This is a genomic window from Streptomyces dengpaensis (assembly GCF_002946835.1).
In the GTDB taxonomy this organism is placed as follows: Bacteria; Actinomycetota; Actinomycetes; order Streptomycetales; family Streptomycetaceae; genus Streptomyces; species Streptomyces dengpaensis.
This window is the reverse complement of the sequence record NZ_CP026652.1, coordinates 5,634,715-5,660,351: the sequence shown is the minus strand read 5'-3', so window position 1 is coordinate 5,660,351 and position 25,637 is coordinate 5,634,715. Positions and strand designations below refer to the sequence as shown.

Sequence of the window (25,637 nt, the reverse complement as noted above, 5' to 3'; positions counted from 1 at the left end):
GAAAAGGACGTGTGGCTCCGGCCCGGGCTTGGTGTGGTACCGAAAGGCGGCTCCGCACGTAATGGCACGTGTCTTGGCGATTTATGGAACCCGGCCTGAGGCCGTGAAAGTCGCTCCCGTAGTGAAGTCGTTGCGCGACAGTGGCCGCCATGAACCGGTCGTGGCGGTGACCGGTCAGCATCCGCACCTGGTCGATCAGATCCACCGGACGTTGCAGGTCGGGGCAGACCTGGACCTGCGTGCCTTCGAGCCGGGACAGCCGCTCGCTTCGATGACCGCAAGGGTGATCGAACGCGCCTCCGCCGCGATTGCGGAGGTTCAGCCGGAACTCGTCCTGGTTCAGGGAGACACCACCAGCGCGTTCGCGGCAGGCATGGCCGCCTTCTACGCCGACGTCCCGCTGGTGCATCTGGAGGCGGGGCTGCGTACGGGCAGCCGGCGCACTCCGTTTCCGGAGGAGATGAACCGCTCGCTGCTCGGCTGGATCACCGACCTCCACCTCGCTCCCACCGTCGCGGCGAAGCAAAACCTGGTCGGCGAAGGGGTGGCCGACGACCGTGTCGTGGTCACCGGCAACACCGTGATCGACGCACTCCAGGAGGTGCTGCGAATCTCTCCGCCGCTCCAGGACCGCTGGCTGGCGGAGATCCTCACCGGCGCGATCGACCGCGTTCGTCGGCCCGGGATCGTCACGGTCACCACCCATCGCCGGGAGTCGTGGGGGGCGCCGATGGAGGAGATCTTCGCGGCGGTCAGTGCACTGGCGCGCAGGTACCCTGACCACCGGTTCGTCATCCCACTGCATCCAAATCCGCTGGTGCGCGGAGCCGCCCGAACCCACCTCGCGAGGCGCCCCAACCTTCACACTCTCGAGCCGCTGTGCTACCCGGACTTCTGCCGGCTGATGGCAGCGAGCACGATCGTCATGACCGACTCGGGCGGAGTCCAAGAGGAGGCGCCGTCGCTCGGCGTCCCGGTCGTCGTGCTCAGAGACACCACCGAGCGGCGGGAGGCGGTCACCGCGGGAACGGCCGTCCTGGCCGGTACCAGGGCGAGCGCGATCATCCAGTGCTTCAGCGAGCTCGTCGAGGACGAGGAGCGGTACGGCCGAATGGCGCGCAGTGTCAACCCGTACGGCGATGGCCACGCGGCGCCACGGTGCGTCGCCGCGATCGACGCGCTGACGGGCTGCGGCGAGCGGTTGCCGGACTTCGTCCCCGAGCCGGTGAGCGCGCTGGTGGCTGGTCTGTGATGCGTCGGCGGTTGCGGGCCACGCCAACAGAAACGGAGTGAGGATGAGAATCGCGATGGTGACCGCCGCCTATCTCGACGTCGGGGTGGGCGGTGTCGAGTCGCACGTCTACGAGGTATCCCGCCAGTTGCGGCTGCGTGGCCATGACCCGATCGTGTTCCGGACCAGCTCCGGCGCGGCCCGGCTGCGACCGCCGGCGGATGTGCCGCTGGTCGTTCTGCGGCCGGGCCGGCTGCCTTCCCCGTACCAGCGGTCGCCCGTCACCGAGGTCGCGCGCCGGATCCTCAACGGCTTCCAGGCCGTCGGGCAGGCCGACCGGGTTGTCGGGACCACACCCGACGTGGTGCACTTCCACGACCTGTGCGAGGCCCTGCCGATGGCCCTGTGGCTGCGCCGCCGGCTGCCGGCCGCGCAGGTTTGGACGAACCATCTCGGCGAGTTCCTCGCCCTGGCCCGGTACCCGGCGGGGCGCACGGTGACCCGGCTGCTGACGGCGCCGTATCGGCTCGGCATCGGCCCGTCGAGCGAGCTGGCCCGCCAGGACGCCTGCCGGCCCCCGATGCGGTTCATCTCGAACGGTTACGATCCGGCGCGCTTCTATCCGGTCAGCCCGGCGTGCCGGGCCTCCCTGCGTGCCGGATTCGGCCTGGACCCGGACCAGTTCGTCGTGCTCGTGCCGAGACGGTGGGCGCCCACCAAGGGCGTCCTGCACTTCGCCCACGCGGTCCGCCGCTGGGTGCCGTCCGGCCGGACGGCCACCGTGCTGTTCGCAGGGAGCGGCACCGACCGGTACGCGGCGTACCAGGAGGAGGTGCGGCGGGCACTGGCCGGGGCCGCGGTCGAGGTCCGCACGCTCGGGGCCGTCGCCACGGCGGACATGCCAGCGCTGTACCAGGTCACGGACCTCACCGTGGTCCCGTCCCTCAAGGAGGCCACCAGCCTGAGCGCGATCGAGTCGCTGGGCTGCGGCGTGCCCGTCCTCGGCACCCGGGTCGGCGGCCTGCTCGACCTTGGCGACGCCTGCGGCGACTGCCTGACGCTGGTGCGGCCGGGCGACCCGGACGCGCTGCTCGGCGGACTGTCGATGTTCTTCCGGCCGGAGTACCGCTGGGACGGTGAGCGGGCCGCGCAGATCGCTGCCGAGATCGAGAAGCGCTTCTCGTGGGCGTCGGTCGCCGAGTCCGTGGAGCGGGTCTACCTGGAGGCCATGGCGTGAGAATCCTCTACCTGCAGCACGTCGACTGGAACTGGATCCCGCAGCGGCCGCATTTCCTGGCCGCCGAGCTCAGCCGGCTCGGCCACGACCTCCACGTCTTCCATCTCCGGGCGTGGCGACGATCCGGTCTGGTCGACCAGGACTCGGGGATCGAACTGCCGGTCGCCCCCACCGGGGTCCGCTGCCTGCCCCGCTGGTCGCGGCCGGTGGTGCGGCAAGGTGACGCCGCGCTGGTGCGCCGGCTCGGCCGTACCGCTCGGGCGCTGCGGCCGGACGTCGTCTGGGTCACTCATCCCCGGCTGGAGCCGCTGGTCCGGGAACTCACCGGCGTGCCGGTGGTGTACGACTGCATGGACCTGGCCCCGGACATGGCAGGCGCGGATCATCGCTATGTCAGGGACCTCGAAGCGCGGCTGGCCGCGCGGGCGAACACGAGGATCGCCTCGTCCCCGCGCATCGCGGACGAACTGAGCAGGCGATATCCCGCCGCAGCAGGCTCATATCTCGTTCGGAACGCGTGCCGGGCCGATTTTGCCTGGCCGGCGCTGGCGGCGTCCGACGCCAGGCCGGATGCCCCGGACGGCCCGGTCCGACTGCTCTTCTTCGGCACGATCGGACCATGGCTGGACATGGAGTTGCTCGCGGCCCTCGCCACTGCGCCAGGCGTCCGCCTGAAGATCATCGGCCCAGTCAGGACCGCGCTGCCGCCGGAGGTAGGACCGTGCGTGTCGGGCGCGATGCCGCAGCTCGAGTTGCTGGAGATGGCCAGCACCTGGTCGGACGTGCTGCTTCTCCCGTTCCGGTCTGACGATTTCGCCGAATCGGTCGATCCGGTGAAGCTCTACGAGTATGTCGGGCTGGATCGCCCGATCCTCGCGCCTCCGCTGCGCGTACTCCAGCCGGCGGGGCCCTTTCTCAGCTACTACCGATCCGTCCCGCAGGCGTTGGCGGCGGTGCGGGCCGGCGTCGATGCCACGCCCGGCGACCGGTCAGCCCGGCAGGCGTTCGTCGCCGACAACACGTGGTCCGCCCGTGCGCGCGAGGTCGACGCGCTGCTGGCGAAGGGATTCGACCGATGACCTCATACAGCGTCGGAATCGTCTCCTACGGGTCCTTCGACCTGGCGCACGAGGCCTTGCGATCGACGCTGCGGCAGGCATCCCCACCGACCACGATCGTGGTCGTCGAGAATTCGCAGTGGCCGGAACACTGGCGGTGCTGGACGTCGCTGGTCCCGGCGGGCGCCGAATGCCTGTCCAGCCGCCAGAGCGGGGCCCGGGCGTACCCGGTGCGCGAGGTGCTGTCGTGGCGGTCCGGCGGCACGAAGTGCGTCGTGGTCTGGAGCGCCGAGAACGGCGGCTACTGTCGCGGCAACAACCTCGTGCTGGCGTACTGCGACGAGCCGTACCACCTGGTCCTGAACCCGGACTGCGTGCTCCTGCCCGGCGCGGTGACGGACATGCTGCGGGCTCACGTAGCCGACACCGGAGTCGTGTCCGGTGTGCTGGTGAAGACTCCGGTAGCGGTGCCGGGCGACGGGACACCGTCCAAGCGGAAGGTCGACTGTGCCGGCGGATGGGTTTCCCTGCGTACCGGCCGGACCAGGAGATTGACCGACCCGCCGACCCCTGACGTGGTGCCCGCGGGCGCTCGGGCCGCGGGCGGGGGCGTCTTCACGTACGCGGGCGCGTGCGCCCTGTTCGAGCGGGCCTCGCTGGATCGGATCGGCGGATTCCCCGGCGACCTGTTCCTCTACTACGACGAAATGCTGGTGACCCTGCGGCTGCGGGAAACCGGACGACGGTTGCGGCTGATCCCCCAGGTCGTCGGCGTCCATCAGCGCCACTCCACGACGCGGGGCGGCGGAAACGTGCGCAGCCCGCTGGAGGCCTACCACGCTGCCCGGTCGGCGGCCATGGTCGCACGCACGATCGGCCCTGGCACGTCCGTGTGTTGGACGGTGGCCCGGCTCGGCTGGGGCCTGCGACTGCTGGCCTCGTCGCGAGCGGCGGCCGGGGCGAGCCTGCGCGGTCTGGTCGCCGGACTGCGCGCGGTCCGGCCATGACCGGGTTCGTGTCGGCTGCGGTCGTGCTGGTCTGTCTCGGGGCGCTGGTCGGCATCCAGCGGAGGATCACCCCGGCGTTCCTCCTGGTGCTGTCCATGGCCCCGATCCTGGTCGGCTTCGAGATGGTCTGCGCGCGGCTCGGTCCTGCTCCGCACAACTGGGCGGTGTACGCCACCGTCCCGGCGTTCACCGGCGGCGTGCTCGCCGTGGGCCGGCGCGGCGGCAAGGCCGGGGGGCGTGCGGGGGTCCGCCCGGCGGCACTGCGGGGTTCGCGGCAGATCGGGCTGGCCGTGTCGGCGTTGATCGTCTGCGGCCTGACCGTGACCCACTTCAGCATTGTGGGCGTTCCCGCGCTGAGCGAAAACCCGGAGATCGAGCGGTTCAACCTCGGCGCGTCCGGCCTGTTCGGTCTGCCGAGCCGCAGCGTGCTGTTCGGTCTGCCGATCCTGGCCACGCTGTGCGGGGTGAAGTACGACGGCCTGCCGAGGTGGGTCACCGGCATGGTGTGGGCGGTGTTCGTGCTGTCGCGGCTGGCGCTCGGTTTCAAGGGTGGCCTGGTCGAGGTGCTGGTCGTTCTCCTCATCGCGGTGCTGCTCCGGGGCCGCGTGCGGCCCGCGGCCGTCATCTCCGGCCTGCCGCTGCTGGCGCTGGCGCTGTGCTACGGAGCCTGGATCGGAAACCAGTACCAGACCGTGGCTCGTTCCGGCGGTGCATCCCTCGGCTACCTGCTCGACCGGCTCACCATCGTGGCGGCGAGTCCCGCGTGGTACTCGCTGGTGTTGGGCCGGACGGCCACGCAGGGCAGCCCCGTGTTCGGCTACGACCTGCGCCACTTCGCCGCACACTACCTGGGGCTGGGCAGCGGCCCCGTGTTCGCCTACGACGAGATCGTCTCCTCCCACGTCACCGGGACCCCGCTGACCGGCGGCTACTTCCTGGTGCCGGTCACCACTGGCGGCGCGGCGTACCTGATCAACAGCGTCGGGCCGGTGCTCACCGTGGCGGTCGCGGGGACCCTCGGCTACGCCTGGCAGCGCTGTTGCCACCGGATCACGGCCACCCGGGAGGTACTCGTCGTCCTGGTGTGCATCGTCTTTATCCTGGCGACGCGGACGTTCCTGATCAACGGCGGCGGCGCGTATGTGGTGGTGAACTACGGGTTCGTGCTGGCGCTGCTGGCCATTCCCTACCTCGTCGTCGTCACGGTGGTGCGGACACCGCAGGAGAACGACGCGCGCCGCCGATGCCGGTCGTCGGCGCCGGCACGCACAGCGCCACAGCCAGGACCGGGGCCGAGACGTGAGCTGTGCCCGGTCGGCCGGCATCAGTACGCTGCGCAGGATCGCCCACGCGGCCGGGAACGGCCTGAGTCATGAGAGCGGGCCTGCCCCGACTCATGCTCTACTGCACCGGTGCGGTGAGCCTCGGGCTCAACACACTGTTCCTGTGGCCGGTCCTGGCTCGCCACGTCGCCCCGGACCTCCTCGGCCAACTGGCCACCCACCTCACCGTGGTCGGCCTGCTCAGCCCGGCCGCCGCAGCCGGACTGCACGTCTACGTGCAGCGGCACGCGGCCCATCCCGACCCGCGGGTCCGCCATCAGGCGGAGCGGGTCGCGGAGGTGTCGATGCGGACCGTCATCGGGCCGGCGGTCGGCCTCGCGCTGGTGCTGCTGCCGTTCTGGCCGACGGTGGGCAGCGCGATCCTGGCCGTGCTCTGCGCCGCGGCCGGCCTCGTCGTGGTCGGGCTCATGCGCGGCCTGGACCGGGCCCGGAGCTTCGCCGTGTTGACGCTGAGCGGCCAGACCGTTGCGCCGGCGGCGGCGGCGCTGGCGCTGGCGCGGACCGGCTCGGTCAACACCGCGATGCTCGCGTACGCGGCCGTGGTGGTCCTACCCGCGGTCGCGGTCCGCCGCGACGCCGCAAGCCCAGCCACCCGCGCCGACCGGGTGGCGACCGGCCGCGCGGCGACCCGCCGGGACGACCGGTCCATGCTGGCCCAGGCGCTGCGCTTCTCGGTGCCACTGTTGCCGCACCTGGTCCTGATCCTCGGGCTGGTACAGGGGGTCCGCGTCCTCGTGGCGTTGACGCAGGGTTATTCGGCGGCCGGATACTTTCAGTTCGCGGCCATGCTGGGTGGGTTTCCGATCACGGCCGTACTCATCCTGCACGGTCACTGGTCCACCTGCGCGCTCCGGTGTCAGGACGACGAGGCGTTCTACCGGGAGACGCTGAGGTACGGTCAGCGGCTTGCCTGGACATCTGTGGCACTTGCCGCCATCGCAGGCGTCTCGGCGCTGCAGCTCCTGCCCATCCTGCTGCCGTCGTCGTACCCCGTTCGGCCGATCGCGCTGGCCGTCGCCGCACTGGTACCGGCGGTCACCCTCAAGTGCGTCGGAGATCTTCAGACCGAAATGGCCCTGCGGAGCGGCAAGGGCGGCTCGGTGTCCATCGGGACTGGCATCGGCGCGTGCGTCGCAGTGGCGGTCGTCCCGCTGGCTGGCGGATCGCTGGGGCTGGCCGCCGGAGGACTTGCCGTCTCCGCTGGTCTGTCCACCCGGGCCCTGGTCAGCGTCGTCCACTTAAGGCGGGACGGTATCCGCATCGTGCTCTCCACGCCGCTGCGGGCTTCGGTCGCCGCGTGCGTGCTGGTCGGTGTGGCGGTCGCGATCATGGTTTGAGGCTGGCCCGGTCTGGTGCGCCGGCCCGGGCCGGTCGCACCGGATTCCTCCCACGCCTTGCAGTCGTTGCGGTTTCCGGCGAGAGGCCGGCCCACCACGACGACCAGGCGGGTGTCGGCATCGATGACAACCTGGTGATTGGTGGAGTACCTGTAGTTCTTGGACTGTGCGGACACCGTGTGGTCCCGGGTTGGGACCAGGGTGCCGTTCACGATCAGCACGGCGTCCTTGGCGAACCGCTTGCGCGGCTGGAGCGCGAGCATCGGTCCGAGATGGTCGATGATGCGGTCCGCTGCCGGCTTGAACACCCCGAACAGCGGCGCGAGCTGGCGCATCGTCAAGTTCGTGCGCCAGTACGCCGCAACCAGCAGCACCCGGTCCTCCAGCGGCGGACCCCACGGCCGACCTCGCCGTGCCGCGTCCGCGCCTTCACGGCACAAGGCGGTCAGCAGCTTGCCGAAGCAGCGCGGGCTCAGCCCGGTGAACGGGGCTGTCCAGGACGGTTCCGACGCCGTGATCACGGCAGCCAAGCCGCGATCATCGCACCGGGCCGGTGCCCCGCCAGCAAGCCTCCCCGCTTCAGCGGAACTCGTGCACCACCCGGATCTCGCCGACGATGCGGGCGTTGAAGTCGTCCAGCTCCTCGGCCGGAACCCAGAGCTCGAGGATCGTCTGCCCGCCGGCCTGCTGGACGGGATACCGGCTCAAGAACTCCGCGTCGACCTCGAATCGGGTGACGAAGCCAGCACCGTTGTGCTTCACGTTCCAGTCCCGCGCAATCTTGATCGCGTAGTCCTCGTTGAGGACCGGATAGAAGATCGGCTGCTCGGGGAGGCGGGGCGGCCACGCACGCCAGTTCAGATCGCGGACCAGGTCCAGCTCCTTGGAGCCGGTGGGGCGCCACAGGGTCGTCGTTGCTTGCCGGCTGGTCATGTGAATCGCTCTCTGAACCGGGAAGCCGCTGGCACGGCCGGTCGGGAGACCGGAACCTACCGGCAGCGTGAACTAAGCAGCTACCGAGTTTTCGAGCCCGACCATCGCCGTGACCAGCAGTTACGGAAAGTCCTACCCCTAGACAGCGAACCACATAGGCGTGAACGCCTAGAGCCAGTACGGGCGCGGCTAGAGCTGCCGATTGCTATTAGGCGCACGGCCGTTGAGAATTCATCAAGCGAAAGCACTCGACCCAAGAACGGCCAGAGTAGCGCTGCGTTTATCGCAGTCGCAACAGCGCCGAACAGGTACAGAGGGACCGCGAAATGACCGGCTCAAGAACTACCGCTTTCCGCAAACCAAGACGCAGTCACGGACCGGAGTTGATCAGCGACGTCCCGAACACGGATGGCGTCGGGTTTCGGCCAGGACGAGGCGTCGAGAACGTCGGCCCTGGTCACGCGCTGAAGAAGCGTCGCCCGAACGTCACGACCGACCGACCCACCATAATCGTCGAATCGGAAATCACTCGAGCTATTTGCATCCCGAGCCAGAGGAATGGCTGGCGTTTTCATTACATCCGCCACCACCAGTCCGTGCAAGCTGCTGGTCAGCACCCACTCAGCACGCCCAATAGCCGCGAGCACGCCGTCAAGCGGATCCGAGGTGTATACGACGCAGGCGTTCAATCTTTGCGCGTGAGATTCCAATTTGCTGGTTGTCCGCGCATCTCTTTTAGCACTGTAGTGTGCCACCACCACGCCGCCACTCTTCCTATCGCCTGACACAAGGCGCCCTTCGAGCAGCAGAGCCGGATCCCCTAGAGTCGTAGTTTGAGGTAGTCCCAGCAACTTTCGCGTTTCAGGTCCGCGAACGGCTAGCAGGTCGAGGCGGCGCACTCCGCGTCGAACCCGATCAAGCAAGTCCGAGGAGTCGAGTTGAGGCAGACCTGACCCGATCACGGCGGTTCCTTCACCTGCCTCCAGGGCTGCCCTCTGGAGAACTGAACCCAATGTGAAGACCTCCGCTGCTGGGGCATCCGCGTGCCTCACCGCAGTCGTTTCACCAAGCTCCATACGAAGAATTGAGGGGGCCAGTTCATCACCGAAGTTACGGAGCGCCCAAGGCGGCAGCAGACGCCCATCGCTCCGACGCGTCCAGAGGTAACGGAGGTCAAGGACCTTCTGACGGCGAGTTCCCGTCATTGGCCTCCACCAGAAGAGCCGGATCGGGGGGGTGGTCGCGGTCATGACCAAGGAGCCTTCCTGCCGCGTGAAGGGCAACTAGCAACGCAGTCGTCACGGCGTAGTTGACCATTACATAAATACCGCCGCCGTTAACGACGAACGACCTAATAGCCAGAAATGAAGCAGCCGGACCTATGGAGGCCACGCCCGGAGACGCAGCATCAACCATCGAACGCAATCTGTCACAGGTTTTCGCAGGCGAGGCGCCCAGCACAAGAAAGATGGTGCGGCAGCCGGCGCACGACGTGCGGGGGAATGATCCTGATAAATCGCAACAAAAGCATGCGGAAAGTCTAGTCCTGCCGAGGCGGGCGGAACGGCGGCGCGCCGCAAAGCGCAACCCCACCTCGGCATCCAGCAGGAGCAGGACACGGTCTTGATCGAAGGCCTCAAGTGGTCGCTCGAGTCGACGGGAGGCGGGGTCAGCAAGATGATGCGGCCGTCGAGGACTTCACGGAGACCGACACCGCCCGGTCCGCTCCACGATGAAACCCCCAGGTCAGTAGCCTGGGGTTTATTTGGTAGCCGTTGTCATTCCGGGCACGGTGGCGCTTGCCGGTATCGGGTCGACGTACGACGGGGCCGCACCCCGCGGCCGACCCCGACCGGCCAACGCGACTGCGGCCATCGGCATCCGATCGATCACCCGTGTGGGGCGAACGGATCCGAGGCGCCCTGCGCCATGGGGGCCAGTACCGGAAGGCGCCCAGTCCGACTTGCAAGGCGTGGCCATCGTTTTTGTGCGCGAAAAGGGTCCACGGAGCCCTCCCAGGCGTGAGGGCGCAGTCACCCTTGGTAGCACAGTGACGCTTGTGACGCTCAATCCGATGTGTGACTTGTGGTGAAGGTGCGAGCAAGTGATGTAGCTGATGCAGTCGTTGCGAATGTCGCGGCTGGAAATGTGATGGCCTTCACCCCGATGTGGCAGACAGTGATCAATTCCTTACGCAAGGAACGCGTGAGGGACTGCACGCAAGCAAACGTGCGACCTGGAGGTTTTCGAGTGCGACCGTTCACCCTCAACTACGCGTTCCCCAGAGGGCTTCCGGCCGTCATAACGCCGTACCACTTCGACGCTTCGCGTCAACTGAACGTGCTTCCCGATGGCCGCCCTGCCGTCAGCGACCCTGACCTCCTTCTGGCAGTCGGCACGACGACGTCCACCGCCGGTTCCCAGACACACTTCGACGACTGACGCCCCGTAGCCGAATGACCGTACTGATCCTCACGTCCGAAGAGGACGTGACCGCCGACATGGTGGTGGCCAAGCTTCATGAGGCGGGGGCACCCGTGATGCGGCTGGACCCCGCTGACCTGCCGGGCAAAGCCGTGTTGTCCGCCGACTACGCCCACGGCGACTTCAACGGCCATCTGTCGGTGAACGGGCATGTCCTCAGCATGGGGGGCCTGCGCTCCGTATGGATGCGCAGGCCCGGTGAGCCGGCCGCGAACGCGGCACACCCCTCGCCGTGGCTCACCGCCGAAACCCGTCAGGCGCTGTACGGAATGCTCCACTCCGCCTCCACACGGTGGATGAACCATCCGCGCAACGCCGACCAGGCCCGCCTGAAACCATGGCAGTTGAGGGTCGCCCATCTCAGCGGCTTCGCCGTTCCACCGACCGTCTTCACCACCGCCCCGCGCCTGGCGCAGCAGTTCGCGCAGGAGCACCGGGACGTGGTGGTGAAGTCCGCCTCGGGACCGCCGCCCGGTGACCCCGCGCTGGCCCTGCCCACCACCCTGATCGGACCCGACGCGGACTTCTCCGCGGTCGCGGCCGGTCCCGTGCTGCTGCAGCGGTACATACCCAAGCGTGCCGACATTCGGCTGACCTGTGTCGGCACCCGGCTGTTCGCCGCGCGGAAGACGGCCGAGCCCGGCCAGGTCGACGGGCGCTACGGCGACACCGGGCACGCCTGGGAGGCGGTGTCCGTGCCCGAACGCATCAGCAAGTCGGTGCACGATTACGTCGCCCTTGCCGGACTGGCGTACGCCGCCTTCGACTTCGCCGAGGACGAGGACGGCATCTGGTGGTTCCTGGAGTGCAATCAGGGCGGCCAGTTCGGCTTCGTCGAGTTGGAGACCGGGCAGCCGATCTCGGAGGCGCTCGCCCTGTGGCTGTCTCAGCGCAGGACGGATCGCCGTTTTCCCGAGGGCCACTGGTGAGCGGGCGGATTGTGTTCGCGATCTCCCGCATCGCGTGATGGCCCCTCGTGGCTACTGATGGGCCTCGGCAGGCAGGAGAGGGCCGCGGCGGACGTGACCCGGCTCCTCGCCGCGCAGACGGGCGACAGCGGAGACGGCTTCCTGCTCCAGCTGTTCCAGGGCGGACGTGACGTCCCCGTAGCGGGCGTGCTCGATGACGGCGCGTACGGCCTCCTCCAGGCTCAACAGCCCGGCGGACACCCTGTGGCCGGGGCGGACCCGGGCGTACGCGGACCAGGTCCCCGCGTCGGACGGGATGCCAGGGCCGACCGACCGGATGACGCGGCCGACCGGGAAGCCGCCGGGAAACCCGTCGTCCACGCAGACGTACACCACGTCGTCCGCGGCAGCGCTCCGCTCGGGCATGAGGAAGAGCCCGCGTTGTGCCAGCAATCCGGCGAGAGACTCGTCTACGACGGTCAAGTCCATGTCCCTTCCTCGGGGGCGGCGGCCGCTCCCCCGCCAATGGCCGCCGCCCGGTACAGCGTGCCCTCGGGTGCTTCCCGCGGTTGAACTCCGGGGGTGCGATGGGCACTTGCAAACTATGGCGAGAGACGCTGCAATGCGGATGAAATTCTGATGATGCGCGGAGCGGGGCGGAGGCTTCCGGGTGGGTACGGGATTACGTCGGCGGCTGCGGCTCGCCGTGCTCGGCCCGGTACGGGCCTGGCGTGACAGCACACCGCTGGATCTGGGACCTGTCAGACGGCAGGCCGTACTCGCCGCGCTGGCGCTGCGTCCGGGCTTTCTGGTGAGCCACGAACAGTTGCTCGACGGGGTGTGGGGGGCCCAGCCGCCGAAGTCGGGCCGCAGCGTACTGCCCAGTTATGTCTACACGTTGCGGCAGACCTTCGACGCGCCGGGCACCGGACCGACGGATTCGGTGATCCGCGGGGAACGGGGCGGGTACCGCCTCGTCGTGGACGGCCTCCAGCTCGATGTGGCGGACCTGGCCGAGCAGGTCGACGGCGCCCAGCGCGCGAAGGCATCCGGCGATCCGGCCACCGCGATGGACCGGTTGTCGGGAGCACTCGCCCTGTTCGACGGCGAGCCGCTGGCCGGGCTCCCCGGACCGTTCGCCGACGTGGAACGGCAGCGGCTGCTGGAGCGCCTGCGTACGGTTCGCGTGGAACGGCTCGAGTGCCTGGTTCTGCTGGGCCGCTTCGCCGACGCCGGCTGCCACTGGCCCTGCGCATCTCCGGATCGCGGCTGCAGAACCGCCACACCTGGGCGGTGGAGTACCTGGTGGGCCGCATGGCGGGCGATGAGCACCGGCTCGGCGAACTGAGCGTCGGGGATCGCAGCGTGGAGGCGGCCTTCAGCCTGTCGTACGACCAGCTCGCACCCGAGCAGCAGCGCGGATTCCGCGCCCTGGGCCTGGTGCCGACGGTCGAGTTCGACGTGCTGACGTCGGCGACCATGCTCGACCGGCCGTCGTACGACACCGAGCAGGTCCTGGAGAGCCTGGTCGACACGAGTCTGCTGCAGCAGCCGCGTCCGGGCCGCTACCGACTGCACGACCTGGTGCGGGTGCACGCGCGGCGGCTCGCGGAAGCCGCGCCCGCCGAAGCCGGCGCGACACGCACCGCCGCACTCCGCCTCTACCTGGACGCGGCCCGGATCGCCAGTGACTGGGGCCCACGCGGTTTCCCCACCGGACCCCGACCCGCCGACGCGCCGTTCGCGCACTGGAAGGATGCGGAGGCCTGGCTGGACGCGGCCGGCGGAGAGCTCGCCGACGTCGTCGGACACGCCGCGGCCCACGGCGAAGCCGACTTCGCCTGCTGGATCGCCGAGGCGCTGGTCGACTACTTCGTACGACAGGGCCGCTACCACGAGTGCCAGATGGCTCTGGAGATCGCACTCGACCACGTGGACGAGGCCACCGACCAGCGCATGGCCCTCGCACTGTGGAACTGCCTGGGCTACACCGCCGTATACCAGCGCGGGTACGCGCACGCGCGCACCTGCTTCACCGAGGCGCTGGACCTCGGCCGACGCCGCCCCGACCCGTGCGAAGGGGCCCGTACTCTCGCCGGGCTGGGGGCTCTCGACCTGAGTGTGGGCGAGGGTGAGCAGGCGATTCGCCATGTCACCGCGTCGGTTGACCTGGCCGAGCGGCTGGGCAACGACTGGCTCGCCTCGACGGCACTCGTCGTCCTCGGCCTCGCGCACTACTTCGGGTAACAGAACGAGGAGGCGCTGGCGTGCTTTGCCGACGCCCATAGCCACGCCGAGACAGACGGCAGACCGCGCATGCTCGGCAGGCCCTTGAGCTGCGCCGCCGACGTCCACCTCCGCCTCGGCCACTACGGTGAGGCCAAGAGGCTGTACCGCGAGGCGATCCACCTGGTCGAGCAGGTCGGGGACATCTTCCTCTGCGCCCGCAGCCTGACCCGGCTGGGCACGGCGGAGCAGGGCGAGGGAAACCTGGGCGCGGCCATCGCCCTCCATCACCAGGCCCTCCTGCAACACCAGTTGCTGAACCCGCTCACCGACCCCAGCTGCGACTGGCTGGAGATGGACATCCGTTCCCGCTTGGGCCGCGCCTACTTGGCGACAGGCCGCGTACACGACGCGCACCGGCAGTTCCAGTCCGTGCTCGACGTACACGACGCCCGTGCGCACCGCGCTGACCGCGCACGGGCGACTGAAGGGCTCAAAGACCGCGAAGCCCGGTAGCGACAGCGAAGCCGAGTAGAGAAGGCGAAGCCCGGTAGAGGGCCATCACACAGGTGCTCGCCCCACCCGGAAGCTGCTCCGGCGACAGGTGCAGAGCCGCTCGCCCGGAAGGTGGCGAGGCACGAAGACCAGCCCGTAGATGACGAGCACGGACAGGGCCATCGTGGCCAGGGACCAGAGAGGGAACGTGGAGAGGAAGATCAGCTGGCCGACCATACAGGCGGCGGCGAGCACGATGCCGGTGATCCGCGCCGCTCTCGACCCCATGAAGACGCCCAGAGCGGCCAGGATCTGTGCGATGCCGACAAAGATCCACACCCAGCCCCAGACTCTGCTGCGCAATTCCGGGGTCAGGCTGCGCGAACACGGCATCGCCGGTCACAGCCGCCGCACCGGGCGTCGCAGCCTCACCCGCGCCGACAGCAAGGCCGCGCCGGCACCGGACCTGATCGGGCGTGACTTCACCGCTCCCGCCCCGGGCCTGCGTGTAGTCGGCAACATCACCTGCATCCCCACCGCTGAGGGCTGGCTGGGTTTATTTGGTAGCCGTTGTCATTCCGGGCAGCGGACGGAACGTCGGGCTGATCGCCGGGATCGAGATCGCCGGGCAGCTCCGGTAAGAGCCAGGTTCCCGCGGCGGCGCGAGCGGCGTTCAGGTACCACGTCAGGACGCAGGTACCAGGTCAGGACGCGTTTCAACGCGGCGCCACGACCCGCTGCCGTTTCCGCCACCTGCGCACGCTCCTGCGCGTACTCACGAAGGAGATCGTGGAAGCGGTATCGGCCGCCCGCCGTCTCGGGTTCGATCAGGCGGGTAGCGGCCAGGGGCCCTGAGCATCGGGCTTGGTGCAGCGATGCGTCCAGGAGGGCTGCCGCGACTACGGCGGCGAGCTCCGGTGCGGGGAACAGGCCGAGCAGGCGGAACAGCCGGCGCGAGCACGCGGGCCTCGACCGGCAGGAGGAGGTCCGACGGCAGGGCTCGTGCCCCGTCGCGGCCACAAGATCGCCGAGCCGGTTACGACTGGGGGCGACGACGCCGCATGCGACTCTCGCGGAACTGGACGCAGCCTATGCCGCCGAACCCGTCCGGCCGACCCAAGAGGACGCAGATCTGCTGGACGGACTGCCCTACCTGGCGCTCAACCTCGCCCATGCGCCTCAGCAGCATCTTCCGCGGTTGTTCGAGGTCATTCAGCTCACCAACCTACTGGCAAGATTCCATGCCCGCCACGTCGAGGTCAAAGGCCCCGAGGGCCACAGCACGTACAGATGCTGTTGGCGCCCCCGGCAGGACTCGAACCTGCGGCCAAGCGCTTAGAAGGCGCCTGCTCTATCCACTGAGCTACGGGGGCCGGGTGTGGTGGCCTGTGTCCTGGTGCCCGGGTGTGGGCTGATCCGTGACCTTGCCGGGGACAAGGATAGAGCTCCCGCGTCCCTGTCCCTCACGCTTCGCCTCCGTGGCTCGATGTGGAGGTTCAGTGAAGCGGTCCCGATAATCGCAGGCGGGTACGAATCGTGCACCGCTTTCGGCGTCTCACACACCTGGTGTTGTGCACTCGTTATGCCTGGACTGCGCCTGCGCCCCAGACGCACCTTCCGCCCCATGTGTCCTGTCGGCGCGCAGACACAGCCATATGCTTCAGAAAGCCTCCAAAATTGGGCATTCTTCGCATGTGGTGACCTTGGACGTACGGCCTCAGCTGCTCGACGCACTTTCCGCCCTGCGCGACCGTGTCGCCGCCGCACGCTTCCCGCTGCCCCTGGCGGGGGCCCCACGCGCGCGTGCCAACCGCGACGAACTGCTCGCACAGCTCGACGACTATTTGGTGCCCCGGTTGAGACACCCCGAAGCACCGCTTCTCGCCGTCATCGGGGGCTCCACGGGCGCGGGCAAGTCGACCCTCGTCAACTCCCTTGTGGGGCGCCGGGTCAGCGAGGCGGGGGTGCTGCGGCCGACGACCCGCACACCGGTACTGGTGTGCCACCCGGAGGACCATCACTGGTTCAGCGGGATGCGGGTGCTGCCCGACCTCACGCGCGTGTGGGTGCCCCATCAGGAGCCCGGCGACGACCTGGCCTCGCTCAGCGAACGCGAGGAACGGGTGCTGCGCATCGAGACCGCCGACACGCTCACCCGCGGCCTCGCCCTCCTCGACGCGCCGGACATCGACTCCCTGGTCGCCGGCAACCGCGTACTCGCCGCCGAACTGATCAGCGCGGCCGACATCTGGGTCATGGTCACCACGGCCGCGCGGTACGCCGACGCCGTGCCGTGGCATCTGCTGCGTACGGCCAAGGAGCACAAGGCGACCCTGGTCACCGTGCTCGACCGGGTGCCCCACCAGGTGGTCTCCGAGGTCTCGCGGCAGTACGGCGCCCTGCTCACCAAGGCCGGACTCGGCGAGCTGCCCCGCTTTACCGTGCCCGAGCTGCCCGAGTCCGCGTGGGGTGGCGGCCTGCTGCCCGCCACCGCCGTCGCGCCGTTGCGTACGTGGCTCACGCACCAGGCGCAGGACCCGGCAGCCCGACATGCGGCGATGGCCCGTACGGCCTGCGGAGTCCTCGACTCGCTGAAGGCGCGGATGCCCGAGCTGGCCAGCGCGGCCGCCGCGCAGCACGCCGCCGCGCTGCGCCTCAACGCGGCCGTCGACGGGGCGTACGACAGCGAGTACGCGCGCGTGAAGGGACGTCTGCAGGCCGGGGCCGTGCTCTCCGGGGACGCGCTCAAGCGCTGGCGCGCCTATCCCCTCGACTGCAGCGCGAGCGAACTGCTGGACTCGCTCGCCGAGAGCCTGAGCGCCCTGCTGCTGTGCTCCGTCACGGCGGCCGACGAGCGCGTGGACGATGCGTGGCGGCGCGAACCGGGCGCGAGCGCTGCGGGGCTGACGGACGGTGATCCGACGCTGGAGAGCGCCGAGCACCGGATCGGCATGGCCGTACGACGCTGGCGGCGCGTCCTGGAGGAGTACGCGGAGGACGAAGTGCGCGGCATGGACAAGAACTTCGCGCCGGACCCCGAAGTCGTCGCCGCGTTGGTCGCCACGGCGCTCCTGGGCGGACGCAGGGCACGCACCGCGGGCGAGGGGCTCGCGGGGCGGATCGGGGCGCACGGCGCGCTGCGGTTGCGCGACCGGGGCGGACGGCTGCTCACGGAGTACCTCGACAGGGCCCTGCACACCGAACGCGAACGCCGTCTCGCGCCCCTCGACGCGCTGGACGTCCACCCAGAACCCCAGGCCGAACTCATCGCCGCGCTGTCCGTACTGCAGAAGGAGAGGTGACCGCCGTGACTGCCGTCGCTGACCACACGGATCACGCCGACCGTCCGGAACGGCCCGGGGAGGACCGGAGCAGGGAGGACCGGCGCGGGGAGGACCGGCGCGGGGAGGACCGGCGCGAAGACGGCCTCCCCCAGGACGCCGCTTCCGAAAACGCCTCCTTCGAAGAGGGCACTTTCGAAAACGGCCTCTCCGGGGAGGCGATGTCCGAGGACCCGCCCCAGGAGGGCACCGGGGACAGCAGCGCCTCCGAAGGGGGGCTCGCCGACCGCGCCGCCTCCAGCGACGGGCACGCGCGCGTGAAGGACCGTGTGAAGGACATGGACGGTCACACGCGCGCGAAGGACATGAAGGGCAACGACGACACGTCCGCGCCCGCGGACGGCGACCCCGTCTGGGACGACGGACTCATCGCACGGCGCGTGACAGTGACGGCCACCGGGCAGGAGGCGGCGCCGGTCGTGGAGACCAAGCCCGCCGTGCACACCCCGCCAGCCCCCCTCGCGTACGACGGACCGCTGCGCTCACGGCTGGACGCCCTCGGCGAGCTGGTGGGCCTGTCGCGCACGCGGCTCGACAGCGGGACGCTCGCCGAGGCGGGCCGGGTCCTCGACGAGGCGGCGGCGCGCCGCAAGCACTCCGGGCAGCACACCGTCGTCGCCATCGCCGGGGCCACGGGGAGTGGCAAGTCGACGCTCTTCAACGCGCTCGCCGGCGTGGCCATTTCGGAGACCGGTGTCCGCAGGCCGACCACCGCCGCGCCCATCGTGTGCAGTTGGAGCGACGGCGCGGCGGCGCTCATCGACCGGCTCGGCATCCCCGGACGGCTGCGCAGACGTCCGCTGCAGAGCCCCGAAGCGGAGGCGCAACTGCGCGGCCTCGTCCTGGTGGACCTGCCCGACCACGACTCCGCCGCCGTTCAGCACCGCGAACAGGTCGACCGCATCCTGGCGCTCGTCGACGCGGTCATCTGGGTCGTGGATCCGGAGAAGTACGCCGACGCCATGCTCCACGAGCGCTATCTGCGGCCCATGGCCGGGCACGCGGAGGTCATGTTCGTCGTCCTCAATCAGGTGGACCGACTGCCCGGGGAGGCCGCCGACCAGGTCCTCGACGATCTGCGGCGGCTGCTCGACGAGGACGGGATCGCGCTCGGCGAGTACGGCGAACCGGGCGCGACCGTGCTTGCGCTGTCCGCGCTCAACGGGGACGGCGTCGGTGAACTGCGCGAGTCGCTTGGCCAGTTCGTGGCCGAGCGCGGCGCCGCGGCGCGCCGGATCTCCGCCGACGTGGACGCGGCCGCCGCCCGCCTGCGGCCCGTCTACGCGACCGGGCGGCACGTCGGGCTCAGCGAGCAGGCACGCGACGAGTTCGCGGACCGGCTCGCGGACGCGGTGGGCGCCGTCGCGGCCGGCGAGGCCGCCGAGCGTGCATGGCGCCGCAACGCCAACCGCGCCTGCGGGACGCCCTGGCTGCGGCTGTGGCGCTGGTACGAGGGCCGGGGCGAGCCCGTGACCGGCCGCCTGCCCGTACGGGCCCTGGTGGACGAGGAGGCCACGGCACGCCAGCGCGTCGAGCAGGCCGTACGGACGGTCGCGGACCGGGCGTCGTACGGGCTCCCCGCGCCCTGGGCGATGGCGGTGCGCGAGGCCGCCGTACGCGGGGCGCAGGGCCTGCCCGAGGCCCTGGACGAGATGGCGGCACGCGCCACGACCCCGGTGGGGCGTCCGCCGCGGCCCGGCTGGTGGCCGGTCGCCGTACTGGCGCAGGCCTCGATGACGATCCTCCAAGTCATCGGCGGACTCTGGCTGGTGGCGCAGATCATCGGGGTCGCATCGCCGAATCTCGGGGTGCCGGTGCTGCTGATGGTGGCGGGCATCATCGGCGGTCCGGCCGTCGAGTGGAGCAGCAGGATGGCGGTACGCGGGCCCGCCCGGCGCTACGGGCTCGAAGCCGAACGGCGGCTGCGCGAGGCCGCCGCGGGGTGCGGGAGGGCCCGCGTACTGGATCCCGTGGCCGCTGAACTGCTGCGCTACCGGGAGGTGCGCGAGCAGTACGTGCGGGTCACGGGGGCGGCGACGTCGGCGCCTGTCGGCTGAGACGACGTGGGCGCCTGTCAGGTGAGATGACGAGAGCGCCCGCCGGTGGGACGACCGCACTCGGCGGCCGTGCCGGGGTGCGCTGACGTGGCCTCACTCCGTCGGGTGACGCGGTTGTCCACAACCAGCCGGTAGCCCACAGCGCTCAGCGGGCTCCGCCCGGCGAAGGCAGTCTGATCTCGCGGCGAACGCAGCGGATGCGGTCGCCGCGACAGACGCATTTCGTACGGGAGAGGGGTTCGGGACGATGAACGAGACGATAGTATCGTCTTAGCCAGTGGTGCAAGAGTCGCACCGGGCTGGGGGGATGACTATGACAGCAACAGCGCGCGAGTATTTGCGTGTGTCCAAGGGCAAGGGGCGTACCGCCCGCAGCATCGACCGGCAGCACACCGAGAACCTCACGGCCGAGCAGGAGCACGGCCCCTGGTCGTGGGGCGAGCCGTACAGGGACACCGGCAGCGCCAGCAAGTACGCGACCAGGGCGCGCGACGACTTCGAGCGGCTCATGGCTGATCTGCGATCCGGCGCGTTCGGCGACCCCGGCGACGTCTTGGTCTTGTGGGAGATCAGCCGACTGGCCCGCGAGACGGGCAAGGGCGTTGCGCTCATCGACGCGGTAGAGACAGGCGGCTACCTGATCCACGTCACCAGCGTGGAGCGCACGTTCAATCCGGCCAACTACGACGACCGCCACTCCCTGATCGGCGGCATCAACGACGCAGAGAAAGAGAGCCGGCTGTTGTCCAAGCGCACCCGGAGCGGCATCAACTCCGCAGCCAGGGACGGCCGGCCACACGGCCGCGTGCCACTCGGCTACAGCCGCGATTACGAGAGCATTGACGGCCGTCCGCGCTGCGTGAAGCAGTACCCGGATTCAGTCTGGGGCCCCCGGATCGAGGGACTATTCACGCGCGTTGCCGGGGACGGGGGGAAGCTCCCTGAGCCGATCTACTCGATCGCCAAGGATTGGGAGAGGCGCGGTTGGTGGATCCCGGAGAAGACGGAGAACGGCGAGGTCATCCCGTCCCGCCCGTTCACCGCGCAGCACCTCCGGGCGTTGCTTGTGCGGCCGGTGTACGCGGGTGTCCGGATCTTCAACGGTCAGGAGCTTCCCCGCTGGGAGGGCTGGACGCCCGTCGTTTCCCGCGAGTTGTTCGACCGCGCGCAAGCGGTGCTCGCCGACCCGTCGCGGCGCACCTACATGGGCGGGGGCGTCAGGTGGGCGCTGTCCACAACGCTGCGGTGCGACTCATGCGAAGGCCCCATGGTCGTCAGCAAGCACAGGCGCGGCCTCGGTTACGAGTGCCAAAAGGGCGGATGCTCCCGGATTCCGAAGGATGAGACAGACGCGTTCCTGGTCGGTGAGCTTGAGCGCGTCGACCCCGAGAACGGCGAGCCGCTGCCGCCCAAGCTGGGCGTGATCCTGACGTACGTCGCGGCGCCGCACCGCCACGCGGCACTGAGCCGGCCAGCCGGTGACACGTCCGCCGAAGAGGCCGCGGTGCGCGCCGAACTGATCCGCCTTCAGAAGGAGTTGAAAGAGCTCGAAGAGGCGCCCACGCCGCAGACGGCTCGCGCCCGGATCGCGCGGACCAACGATATGGAGGCGTTCGAGCTGGAGATCACGAAGCTAGAAGCTGCGTTGCGGAAGTCGGACGCACCCAATCCGCTGGCGGGACTCCTGCCGACCGATCCTGAGGCCGACGTGGTGTCGTGGTGGACGGCCCTGGATGTACGGCGACAGCGGGCCATTGCGGCGCTGCTGCTGTCCCCTGGGCTGCTCGGGCAGGTGCGGGTCATGCCAGCGCCGGGCCGCGTCTCCGTGCCCGTCACAGAGCGGATCCGGTGGCTTCGCGACGTCTGACCGGTTGCGACCTTGGGCCCCTGGCTTCGCGCCGGGGGCTCTCGCGTGGCACAACTCTCGTAGGAAGCTACAGACTTGGGACGTCATACCGGACATCACGACATAACGTGACACAACCCCGCCAAGGGGGCATTGCTTCTATAAGCCCCAGTACGTACCTTCGTGCTTAGTAAGTTCTCGCGAACGCCGGAATTGACCGGACGCCTCCTAACTCCACGGCTGTGGAGAGTCGAAGACCGAGTACCCCGACAGGGGTAGTGGCCTCGGATATCGGCTGCGGAGGGGCATACGCGTTGCACGCGAGTCATCGAAGCGCACTCCTACGGGGGATAGCGCTCTGACTCGGGAGTGCATTCATGCCTGCCAAGACCGCAGAACAGCGACGCCTCATAGCGAAGAAAGCCATCACGACTCGCCACCATCCGGACCGTGACACCACCGATCTGGACCGCGAGATCAAGGCCCTTTCCCTCGAAGACCACATCAGGCGCGTCGTAGACACGGCGCCCGAACTCACTGACGAGCAGCTCTCCAAGCTGGCTTCGCTCCTGCGTCCTGGAATGGGGGCGTGATGGACATCGAAGCCCTGGCCGAAGGCACGCACGTCATCAGCTTCACGCCCGCCCCGGACCGCGAACTTGACGCATCCCTTTACAAGGATGGCAAGTACGTGACGACCGTTCCCGTTATCGGATGGGCCGTAGTCGTGCACAACGACCGCGACGAAGAAGACGAAACCGTAATGGACCGCTACACCGACCTGAGCCCGGTCGTCCTTTACGAGCGTCGCCCCTGGACGCAATCTGATCTGATACGTCACTTCAGCTTCTCCGTGCGCCTCTCCTTTTAGCCCCTGCACGACGAAACCCCCCGAGACCGTCACCGCGATCCGGGGGGCTTATCGAGACGAGTACTTCATGTACGACTTTAACGGGGCGCAGGGGTCCGCACAAGAAGAGCCGATCTTTGCCCGCCCTGAAAATCCCAATGACGCGACCCTGCGTGCGCTCGCGGACGCCATCACGAATGGCGAACTCAACGACGCCACCAGGACGGACCTTTGGACCGCGGCGGGCTTTATCACCGACCCTTCCACGTTCCACACCTACATCAAGAAAGCCGAAGAGGCGCGTGACGCGGCTAAGTCCACCGAAGAAGGGCCCACGCCGGATCTCGTCTTCCGCACGCTGGCCGACATTGCACGCGACGTCGACACGCGCCCGCCCAGGGAGTTCCTGTTCGAGCCGGTAATAGTGGCCGGTGACTACGGAATCATGGCGGCGGAGAAGAAGGCGGGAAAGAGTTGGGGAGTGGGCGACGCGGCCGTATCGTGCGCGGCTGGAATGCCGTGGATGGGCGCCTTCCCGTGCCGCACGCCCGGCTGCGTACTGGTCTTCTACGGAGAGGGCTCCGACGCCAAGCTGACGCGACGCCTTCGCGCCATCGGTGCGGCCAAGGGGCTCAGCTACGAGCAGACCGATGCGCTTGACATTGTGGTGTGCTGCCGTGCACCGCAGCTGAACGACGAACAGCACCTGCACTTGATGCGCAAGGCAGTTGAGCAGTACCGCCCCAAGCTGGTCATCATCGATCCCCTGTACCTCTCGGCAGGCGGCGCCAAGGGCAGCGACCTGTACTCCATGGGCGCGCTGCTCGGCAACGTTCAGCGCGTCGTCCAGGACGCCGGAGCGAGCCTGATGATCTCGCACCACTGGAACAAGGGCGGACAGGGCAACGGGCACGACCGCAGCAGCGGCGTAGGCCCTGCCGAATGGGGCCGCTTCCTGATCTCCGTGGCCGTGAAGAGCAAGAGCACGAACCCGGTCACGCTGGAATCGACCGTGGTCCTTGACTGGCAGTTCGCCGGAGACGAGATCGCCGACACTGGCGTGAACCTGATCCGTCGCGTCCGCGCCGAAGACCCCACCGACCTCAACTCGCCAATGCACTACAGCGTGACGATCGACACCATGCCCGACCAGGGAGGCCAGGAGGTCAAGCTGAAGCCCGCCGAATGGAAGCTATTGCAGGCGCTTCAACAGGCTAAGGGGTACGAGACGATCGAGCGGCTGGTCGACCGCGTCAAGAAGGAGCACGGACACGGACTCGTACGCGAGACGTGCGCCAGGGGGCTCAAGACTCTGACCGAGCTGGGCTATGCCGCCCATCAGGAAGGCCTTCGGACCGGCTTCCCCGGGTCGTGGGTGGTAACGGAGAAAGGTGCAGCTCGGCCCGTGTGACCGTGACGGCCCGTCAGATCGGTTCGGATCCGCCCAGGTCATGCGTGTGACGTCACACGGCAAGCCATTCGAAGGATGGATGGATCACGCGGCGGCCAGTAAAAGGCCTGGTCAGCCCGCGTGACCAACACGGTCACACGTGACCAGTCACATGTGTGTGATTGCGCCCCCCCTTATAAGGGGGCGCTCACGGTCACACGGACGCATCGCATTGAAGTCACACGACAAAGGATCAGCAAGGAAGGAAGCTACCCATGCCAGCAACTCCAACGGCGATCGCCTGGCGCGATGGCCCAAACCTGGTCGTCGTCTGTCCGTTCTGCCATCGCGAACACCGCCACGGCGTCGTGGGCCCCAACGTCGGCGACGGCGACGGCTACCGCACCTCTGACTGCATAGGGCGCCAGCGCGGGACGTACGAGGTCCGCGAGGAGCGCTAAACAATCTTGCTAGCACTATTGCGCTAGCGCTGACGATCATTCAAACTAGGCAGCGGAGGGGCATGCCCGCTGGGCGGCCCCCTTCGAGATCGAGTCCTGGGCTGCCAACCAGGCCCCGCGCGATCCAGAGCCCCCGCCGCCGTAGCTGGTCGGGGGCTCTTCGCTGTGATGGCGGGGCGATGGCGGCCGTCTCACACACCCTCCGGCTCCTCTGGCCCGACACAGAACGGTCTCACCTCATGTCGCAGAGCAATGGACGCCCCGTCCTCGAAGAGATCGCAGAGCAGGCAACCGAGGGCAGCGCGCTCAAGGAACTCGCCGTGGCCCTGATCGGGCTGCGTGACAAGGTCGACGTCCTCACCGACACCATGGCGCTCTCTGCCGAGATCCTCGGGCGCGTTGACGCCAAGCTCGACAAGGCCCTTGAGACCAGGTCTCGGGAGCCCCGGAGGTGGTGACCATGACTCGCCCTCGCCTGCTGTCTGATGGCTCTCCAGCAGGCGAGGGCGCCCAGGTAACGACGACCCCCGGGCCGCTCCCGCGGCGTGGCCTCAGTCCCGCTCTCACGGGCCCGCGCTGGGCGACAGTGGAAGAGGCGGCAGCGTGGTGCGGTAGGCCTACAGGCGCCCTGTACAGGTGGCACCGTGAGGGGCGTATCAGGCTGCGTGGCAGCCGCGGTCACAAGACTGTGGACCTGCGGGAGCTGGCCGGCCAGGAGTACAACGCGGACACCCCCCGCTTCCCTGCCCCGCCCCGCGTCCGCTACAGCCCGCCTGCCCGCCCCGCACAGGGGCGGTGACCACGTGGCAGGCAACCCGCTCTATTCGAGCTATGCATATCGGCAGGTGCGTGCTCAGCTACTGAGCGCATGCGACATCTGCCATATCTGCGGCCATCCCAATGCAGATGTTGCTGATCACGTCATCTCAATTGCCAAGGGTGGCGACCCGCTCGACATCAATAACCTGCGCCCCGCTCATGGCGTGAAGAAGTGTCCGACGTGCGGGCGCAACTGCAATGGCGAGAAGTCTGACAAGCTACTCAGTGAGGTCAGCACGTTGAAAACTTCGCGTGATTGGTTCGCTGAATAATTCTCAGAAAATCTCAGAGACTTCAGAGATCTACGAGATTTTTTTAGAAATCGGGCATTCCCAGCCCCGCGCCCAACTCTTTCTTTTTTGTGCCAGGCCGGATGTCCCAGCGATGATCAAGGGGGTACCCGGTGGGTCCCGTCGAGTCCGCAGTCCGTGACGACGTTAAAGACCTCGGCCAGCTGCTGGGCGTAGAGCCCACGCTCGCCGAACTCGCGTACCGCGTCGCCCGCGAGATTGACCAGGGCGGCGGCGAAGAGGGACGGCAGATGTCCGCCCTCAGCCGCGAACTCCGCTTGACCCTTCAGCAACTGACGCAGGGGCATGGCGGGGGGATCGACG

General features: G+C 68.8%; 25 protein-coding genes, 1 tRNA gene and 1 pseudogene. 20 read left to right on the top strand and 7 right to left on the bottom strand.

Translation table 11 applies throughout. From position 1 onward, the window contains the following. Positions 1-61: 61 nt before the first annotated feature. Genes wecB through C4B68_RS41420 form a run of 6 tightly spaced genes read left to right on the top strand, consistent with a single transcriptional unit; the run spans position 62 to position 7,213 of the window. Entirely contained in the window at positions 62-1,252 is a 1,191-nt protein-coding gene (gene wecB / locus C4B68_RS26265; RefSeq protein WP_099499340.1) for a non-hydrolyzing UDP-N-acetylglucosamine 2-epimerase, read from the top strand. 43 nt (positions 1,253-1,295) lie between these two features. Next, positions 1,296-2,468 (top strand): glycosyltransferase family 4 protein, encoded by a 1,173-nt coding sequence (locus C4B68_RS26260; protein WP_099499341.1) that lies wholly within the window; start codon positions 1,296-1,298, stop codon positions 2,466-2,468. Beyond that, entirely contained in the window at positions 2,465-3,547 is a 1,083-nt protein-coding gene (locus C4B68_RS26255) for a glycosyltransferase (RefSeq protein ID WP_167459171.1), read from the top strand. The genes C4B68_RS26260 and C4B68_RS26255 overlap by 4 nt, the downstream gene beginning before the upstream one ends. Then, positions 3,544-4,533 carry a glycosyltransferase gene (locus tag C4B68_RS26250; protein ID WP_099499343.1) on the top strand — a complete coding sequence of 330 codons (990 nt, stop codon included), beginning with the start codon at positions 3,544-3,546 and terminating at the stop codon, positions 4,531-4,533. The genes C4B68_RS26255 and C4B68_RS26250 overlap by 4 nt, the downstream gene beginning before the upstream one ends. Next, positions 4,530-5,909: a hypothetical protein gene (locus tag C4B68_RS26245; protein ID WP_099499344.1), complete on the top strand. Its 1,380-nt coding sequence runs from the start codon at positions 4,530-4,532 to the stop codon at positions 5,907-5,909. Before C4B68_RS26250 ends, C4B68_RS26245 begins: the two co-directional genes overlap by 4 nt. Further along, the gene (locus C4B68_RS41420) at positions 5,906-7,213 is read left to right on the top strand and encodes a lipopolysaccharide biosynthesis protein (RefSeq protein WP_143674247.1); all 1,308 of its coding nucleotides are present in this window, start codon (positions 5,906-5,908) and stop codon (positions 7,211-7,213) included. The genes C4B68_RS26245 and C4B68_RS41420 overlap by 4 nt, the downstream gene beginning before the upstream one ends. A gap of 35 nt (positions 7,214-7,248) precedes the next feature. On the opposite strand, the pseudogene C4B68_RS26235 reads toward C4B68_RS41420, so the two are convergent. The 3 genes and pseudogenes from C4B68_RS26235 to C4B68_RS44825 form a co-directional block, all read right to left on the bottom strand. Continuing rightward, positions 7,249-7,743 (bottom strand): annotated as a pseudogene (locus tag C4B68_RS26235) (helix-turn-helix domain-containing protein); the annotation flags it as partial. 49 nt (positions 7,744-7,792) lie between these two features. Further along, on the bottom strand, positions 7,793-8,146 hold the full coding sequence (locus C4B68_RS26230) for a hypothetical protein (protein ID WP_099499346.1): 354 nt from the start codon (positions 8,144-8,146) through the stop codon (positions 7,793-7,795). A gap of 335 nt (positions 8,147-8,481) precedes the next feature. After that, the gene (locus C4B68_RS44825; protein WP_167459170.1) at positions 8,482-9,222 is read right to left on the bottom strand and encodes a polysaccharide pyruvyl transferase family protein; all 741 of its coding nucleotides are present in this window, start codon (positions 9,220-9,222) and stop codon (positions 8,482-8,484) included. 1,174 nt (positions 9,223-10,396) lie between these two features. Between C4B68_RS44825 and tgmA the strand changes: the two genes are divergently transcribed. Continuing rightward, positions 10,397-10,588, top strand: coding sequence for a putative ATP-grasp-modified RiPP (gene tgmA / locus C4B68_RS26220; RefSeq protein ID WP_099499348.1), 192 nt, complete (start codon positions 10,397-10,399; stop codon positions 10,586-10,588). Positions 10,589-10,602: 14 nt separating this feature from the next. Then, complete coding sequence (gene tgmB / locus C4B68_RS26215; protein ID WP_107475391.1) at positions 10,603-11,559, top strand: ATP-grasp ribosomal peptide maturase; 957 nt, start codon at positions 10,603-10,605, stop codon at positions 11,557-11,559. Positions 11,560-11,610: 51 nt separating this feature from the next. On the opposite strand, the gene C4B68_RS26210 is transcribed toward tgmB, so the two are convergent. Beyond that, complete coding sequence (locus C4B68_RS26210; protein WP_099499349.1) at positions 11,611-12,027, bottom strand: hypothetical protein; 417 nt, start codon at positions 12,025-12,027, stop codon at positions 11,611-11,613. 181 nt (positions 12,028-12,208) lie between these two features. Here C4B68_RS26210 and C4B68_RS43515 point away from each other — a divergent pair, with 181 nt between their 5' ends. The 3 genes from C4B68_RS43515 (at position 12,209) to C4B68_RS43505 (ending at position 14,280) form a co-directional block, all read left to right on the top strand. Further along, a complete protein-coding gene (locus C4B68_RS43515) occupies positions 12,209-12,886 on the top strand; it encodes an AfsR/SARP family transcriptional regulator (protein WP_240634475.1) in 678 nt (225 codons plus the stop codon). Next, positions 12,832-13,785: a hypothetical protein gene (locus C4B68_RS43510; protein WP_240634474.1), complete on the top strand. Its 954-nt coding sequence runs from the start codon at positions 12,832-12,834 to the stop codon at positions 13,783-13,785. Before C4B68_RS43515 ends, C4B68_RS43510 begins: the two co-directional genes overlap by 55 nt. A 69-nt stretch (positions 13,786-13,854) precedes the next feature. Continuing rightward, the gene (locus C4B68_RS43505; protein WP_240634473.1) at positions 13,855-14,280 is read left to right on the top strand and encodes a tetratricopeptide repeat protein; all 426 of its coding nucleotides are present in this window, start codon (positions 13,855-13,857) and stop codon (positions 14,278-14,280) included. 45 nt (positions 14,281-14,325) lie between these two features. Here the strand turns inward: C4B68_RS43505 and C4B68_RS26200 are convergent, their stop codons facing one another. Together C4B68_RS26200 and C4B68_RS26190 are read right to left on the bottom strand one after the other, a co-directional pair. After that, entirely contained in the window at positions 14,326-14,622 is a 297-nt protein-coding gene (locus C4B68_RS26200) for a DUF7144 family membrane protein (protein WP_143674248.1), read from the bottom strand. A 934-nt stretch (positions 14,623-15,556) separates the two neighbouring features. Beyond that, positions 15,557-15,632: transfer RNA gene (locus C4B68_RS26190), tRNA-Arg, on the bottom strand. 321 nt (positions 15,633-15,953) lie between these two features. Between C4B68_RS26190 and C4B68_RS26185 the strand changes: the two genes are divergently transcribed. The 9 genes from C4B68_RS26185 to C4B68_RS26145 all read left to right on the top strand — a co-directional run bounded on the left by C4B68_RS26185 (position 15,954) and on the right by C4B68_RS26145 (position 25,295). Then, entirely contained in the window at positions 15,954-17,561 is a 1,608-nt protein-coding gene (locus C4B68_RS26185) for a dynamin family protein (protein WP_099499351.1), read from the top strand. Then, entirely contained in the window at positions 17,558-19,657 is a 2,100-nt protein-coding gene (locus tag C4B68_RS26180; RefSeq protein ID WP_099499352.1) for a YfjP family GTPase, read from the top strand. Before C4B68_RS26185 ends, C4B68_RS26180 begins: the two co-directional genes overlap by 4 nt. Positions 19,658-19,970: 313 nt before the next feature. After that, positions 19,971-21,524, top strand: a complete 1,554-nt coding sequence (locus C4B68_RS26175) for a recombinase family protein (protein WP_167459169.1) — start codon at positions 19,971-19,973, stop codon at positions 21,522-21,524. 356 nt (positions 21,525-21,880) lie between these two features. Then, positions 21,881-22,096 carry a hypothetical protein gene (locus C4B68_RS26170; protein WP_099499354.1) on the top strand — a complete coding sequence of 72 codons (216 nt, stop codon included), beginning with the start codon at positions 21,881-21,883 and terminating at the stop codon, positions 22,094-22,096. Beyond that, entirely contained in the window at positions 22,093-22,374 is a 282-nt protein-coding gene (locus tag C4B68_RS26165; protein ID WP_143674250.1) for a hypothetical protein, read from the top strand. The genes C4B68_RS26170 and C4B68_RS26165 overlap by 4 nt, the downstream gene beginning before the upstream one ends. A 67-nt stretch (positions 22,375-22,441) precedes the next feature. Then, positions 22,442-23,764: an AAA family ATPase gene (locus tag C4B68_RS26160; protein WP_099499356.1), complete on the top strand. Its 1,323-nt coding sequence runs from the start codon at positions 22,442-22,444 to the stop codon at positions 23,762-23,764. A 254-nt stretch (positions 23,765-24,018) separates the two neighbouring features. Further along, complete coding sequence (locus C4B68_RS26155; protein WP_099499357.1) at positions 24,019-24,204, top strand: hypothetical protein; 186 nt, start codon at positions 24,019-24,021, stop codon at positions 24,202-24,204. A 239-nt stretch (positions 24,205-24,443) separates the two neighbouring features. Continuing rightward, on the top strand, positions 24,444-24,662 hold the full coding sequence (locus C4B68_RS26150) for a hypothetical protein (protein ID WP_143674251.1): 219 nt from the start codon (positions 24,444-24,446) through the stop codon (positions 24,660-24,662). 345 nt (positions 24,663-25,007) lie between these two features. Next, positions 25,008-25,295 (top strand): HNH endonuclease, encoded by a 288-nt coding sequence (locus C4B68_RS26145; RefSeq protein WP_206337091.1) that lies wholly within the window; start codon positions 25,008-25,010, stop codon positions 25,293-25,295. Between the two features lie 116 nt (positions 25,296-25,411). Here the strand turns inward: C4B68_RS26145 and C4B68_RS42075 are convergent, their stop codons facing one another. Continuing rightward, positions 25,412-25,621, bottom strand: a complete 210-nt coding sequence (locus C4B68_RS42075; protein ID WP_167459168.1) for a hypothetical protein — start codon at positions 25,619-25,621, stop codon at positions 25,412-25,414. Positions 25,622-25,637: the final 16 nt, after the last annotated feature.

Coding starts and splice junctions, on each gene's coding strand:
- wecB (WP_099499340.1), top strand. CDS start 62: ATGGCACGTGTCTTGGCGATTTATGGAACCCGGCCTGAGGCCGTGAAA.
- C4B68_RS26260 (WP_099499341.1), top strand. CDS start 1,296: ATGAGAATCGCGATGGTGACCGCCGCCTATCTCGACGTCGGGGTGGGC.
- C4B68_RS26250 (WP_099499343.1), top strand. CDS start 3,544: ATGACCTCATACAGCGTCGGAATCGTCTCCTACGGGTCCTTCGACCTG.
- C4B68_RS26245 (WP_099499344.1), top strand. CDS start 4,530: ATGACCGGGTTCGTGTCGGCTGCGGTCGTGCTGGTCTGTCTCGGGGCG.
- C4B68_RS41420 (WP_143674247.1), top strand. CDS start 5,906: ATGAGAGCGGGCCTGCCCCGACTCATGCTCTACTGCACCGGTGCGGTG.
- C4B68_RS26230 (WP_099499346.1), bottom strand. CDS start 8,146: ATGACCAGCCGGCAAGCAACGACGACCCTGTGGCGCCCCACCGGCTCC.
- C4B68_RS44825 (WP_167459170.1), bottom strand. CDS start 9,222: ATGGAGCTTGGTGAAACGACTGCGGTGAGGCACGCGGATGCCCCAGCA.
- tgmB (WP_107475391.1), top strand. CDS start 10,603: ATGACCGTACTGATCCTCACGTCCGAAGAGGACGTGACCGCCGACATG.
- C4B68_RS26210 (WP_099499349.1), bottom strand. CDS start 12,027: ATGGACTTGACCGTCGTAGACGAGTCTCTCGCCGGATTGCTGGCACAA.
- C4B68_RS43505 (WP_240634473.1), top strand. CDS start 13,855: ATGCTCGGCAGGCCCTTGAGCTGCGCCGCCGACGTCCACCTCCGCCTC.
- C4B68_RS26175 (WP_167459169.1), top strand. CDS start 19,971: ATGACAGCAACAGCGCGCGAGTATTTGCGTGTGTCCAAGGGCAAGGGG.
- C4B68_RS26170 (WP_099499354.1), top strand. CDS start 21,881: ATGCCTGCCAAGACCGCAGAACAGCGACGCCTCATAGCGAAGAAAGCC.
- C4B68_RS26160 (WP_099499356.1), top strand. CDS start 22,442: ATGTACGACTTTAACGGGGCGCAGGGGTCCGCACAAGAAGAGCCGATC.
- C4B68_RS26155 (WP_099499357.1), top strand. CDS start 24,019: ATGCCAGCAACTCCAACGGCGATCGCCTGGCGCGATGGCCCAAACCTG.
- C4B68_RS26150 (WP_143674251.1), top strand. CDS start 24,444: ATGTCGCAGAGCAATGGACGCCCCGTCCTCGAAGAGATCGCAGAGCAG.
- C4B68_RS42075 (WP_167459168.1), bottom strand. CDS start 25,621: ATGCCCCTGCGTCAGTTGCTGAAGGGTCAAGCGGAGTTCGCGGCTGAG.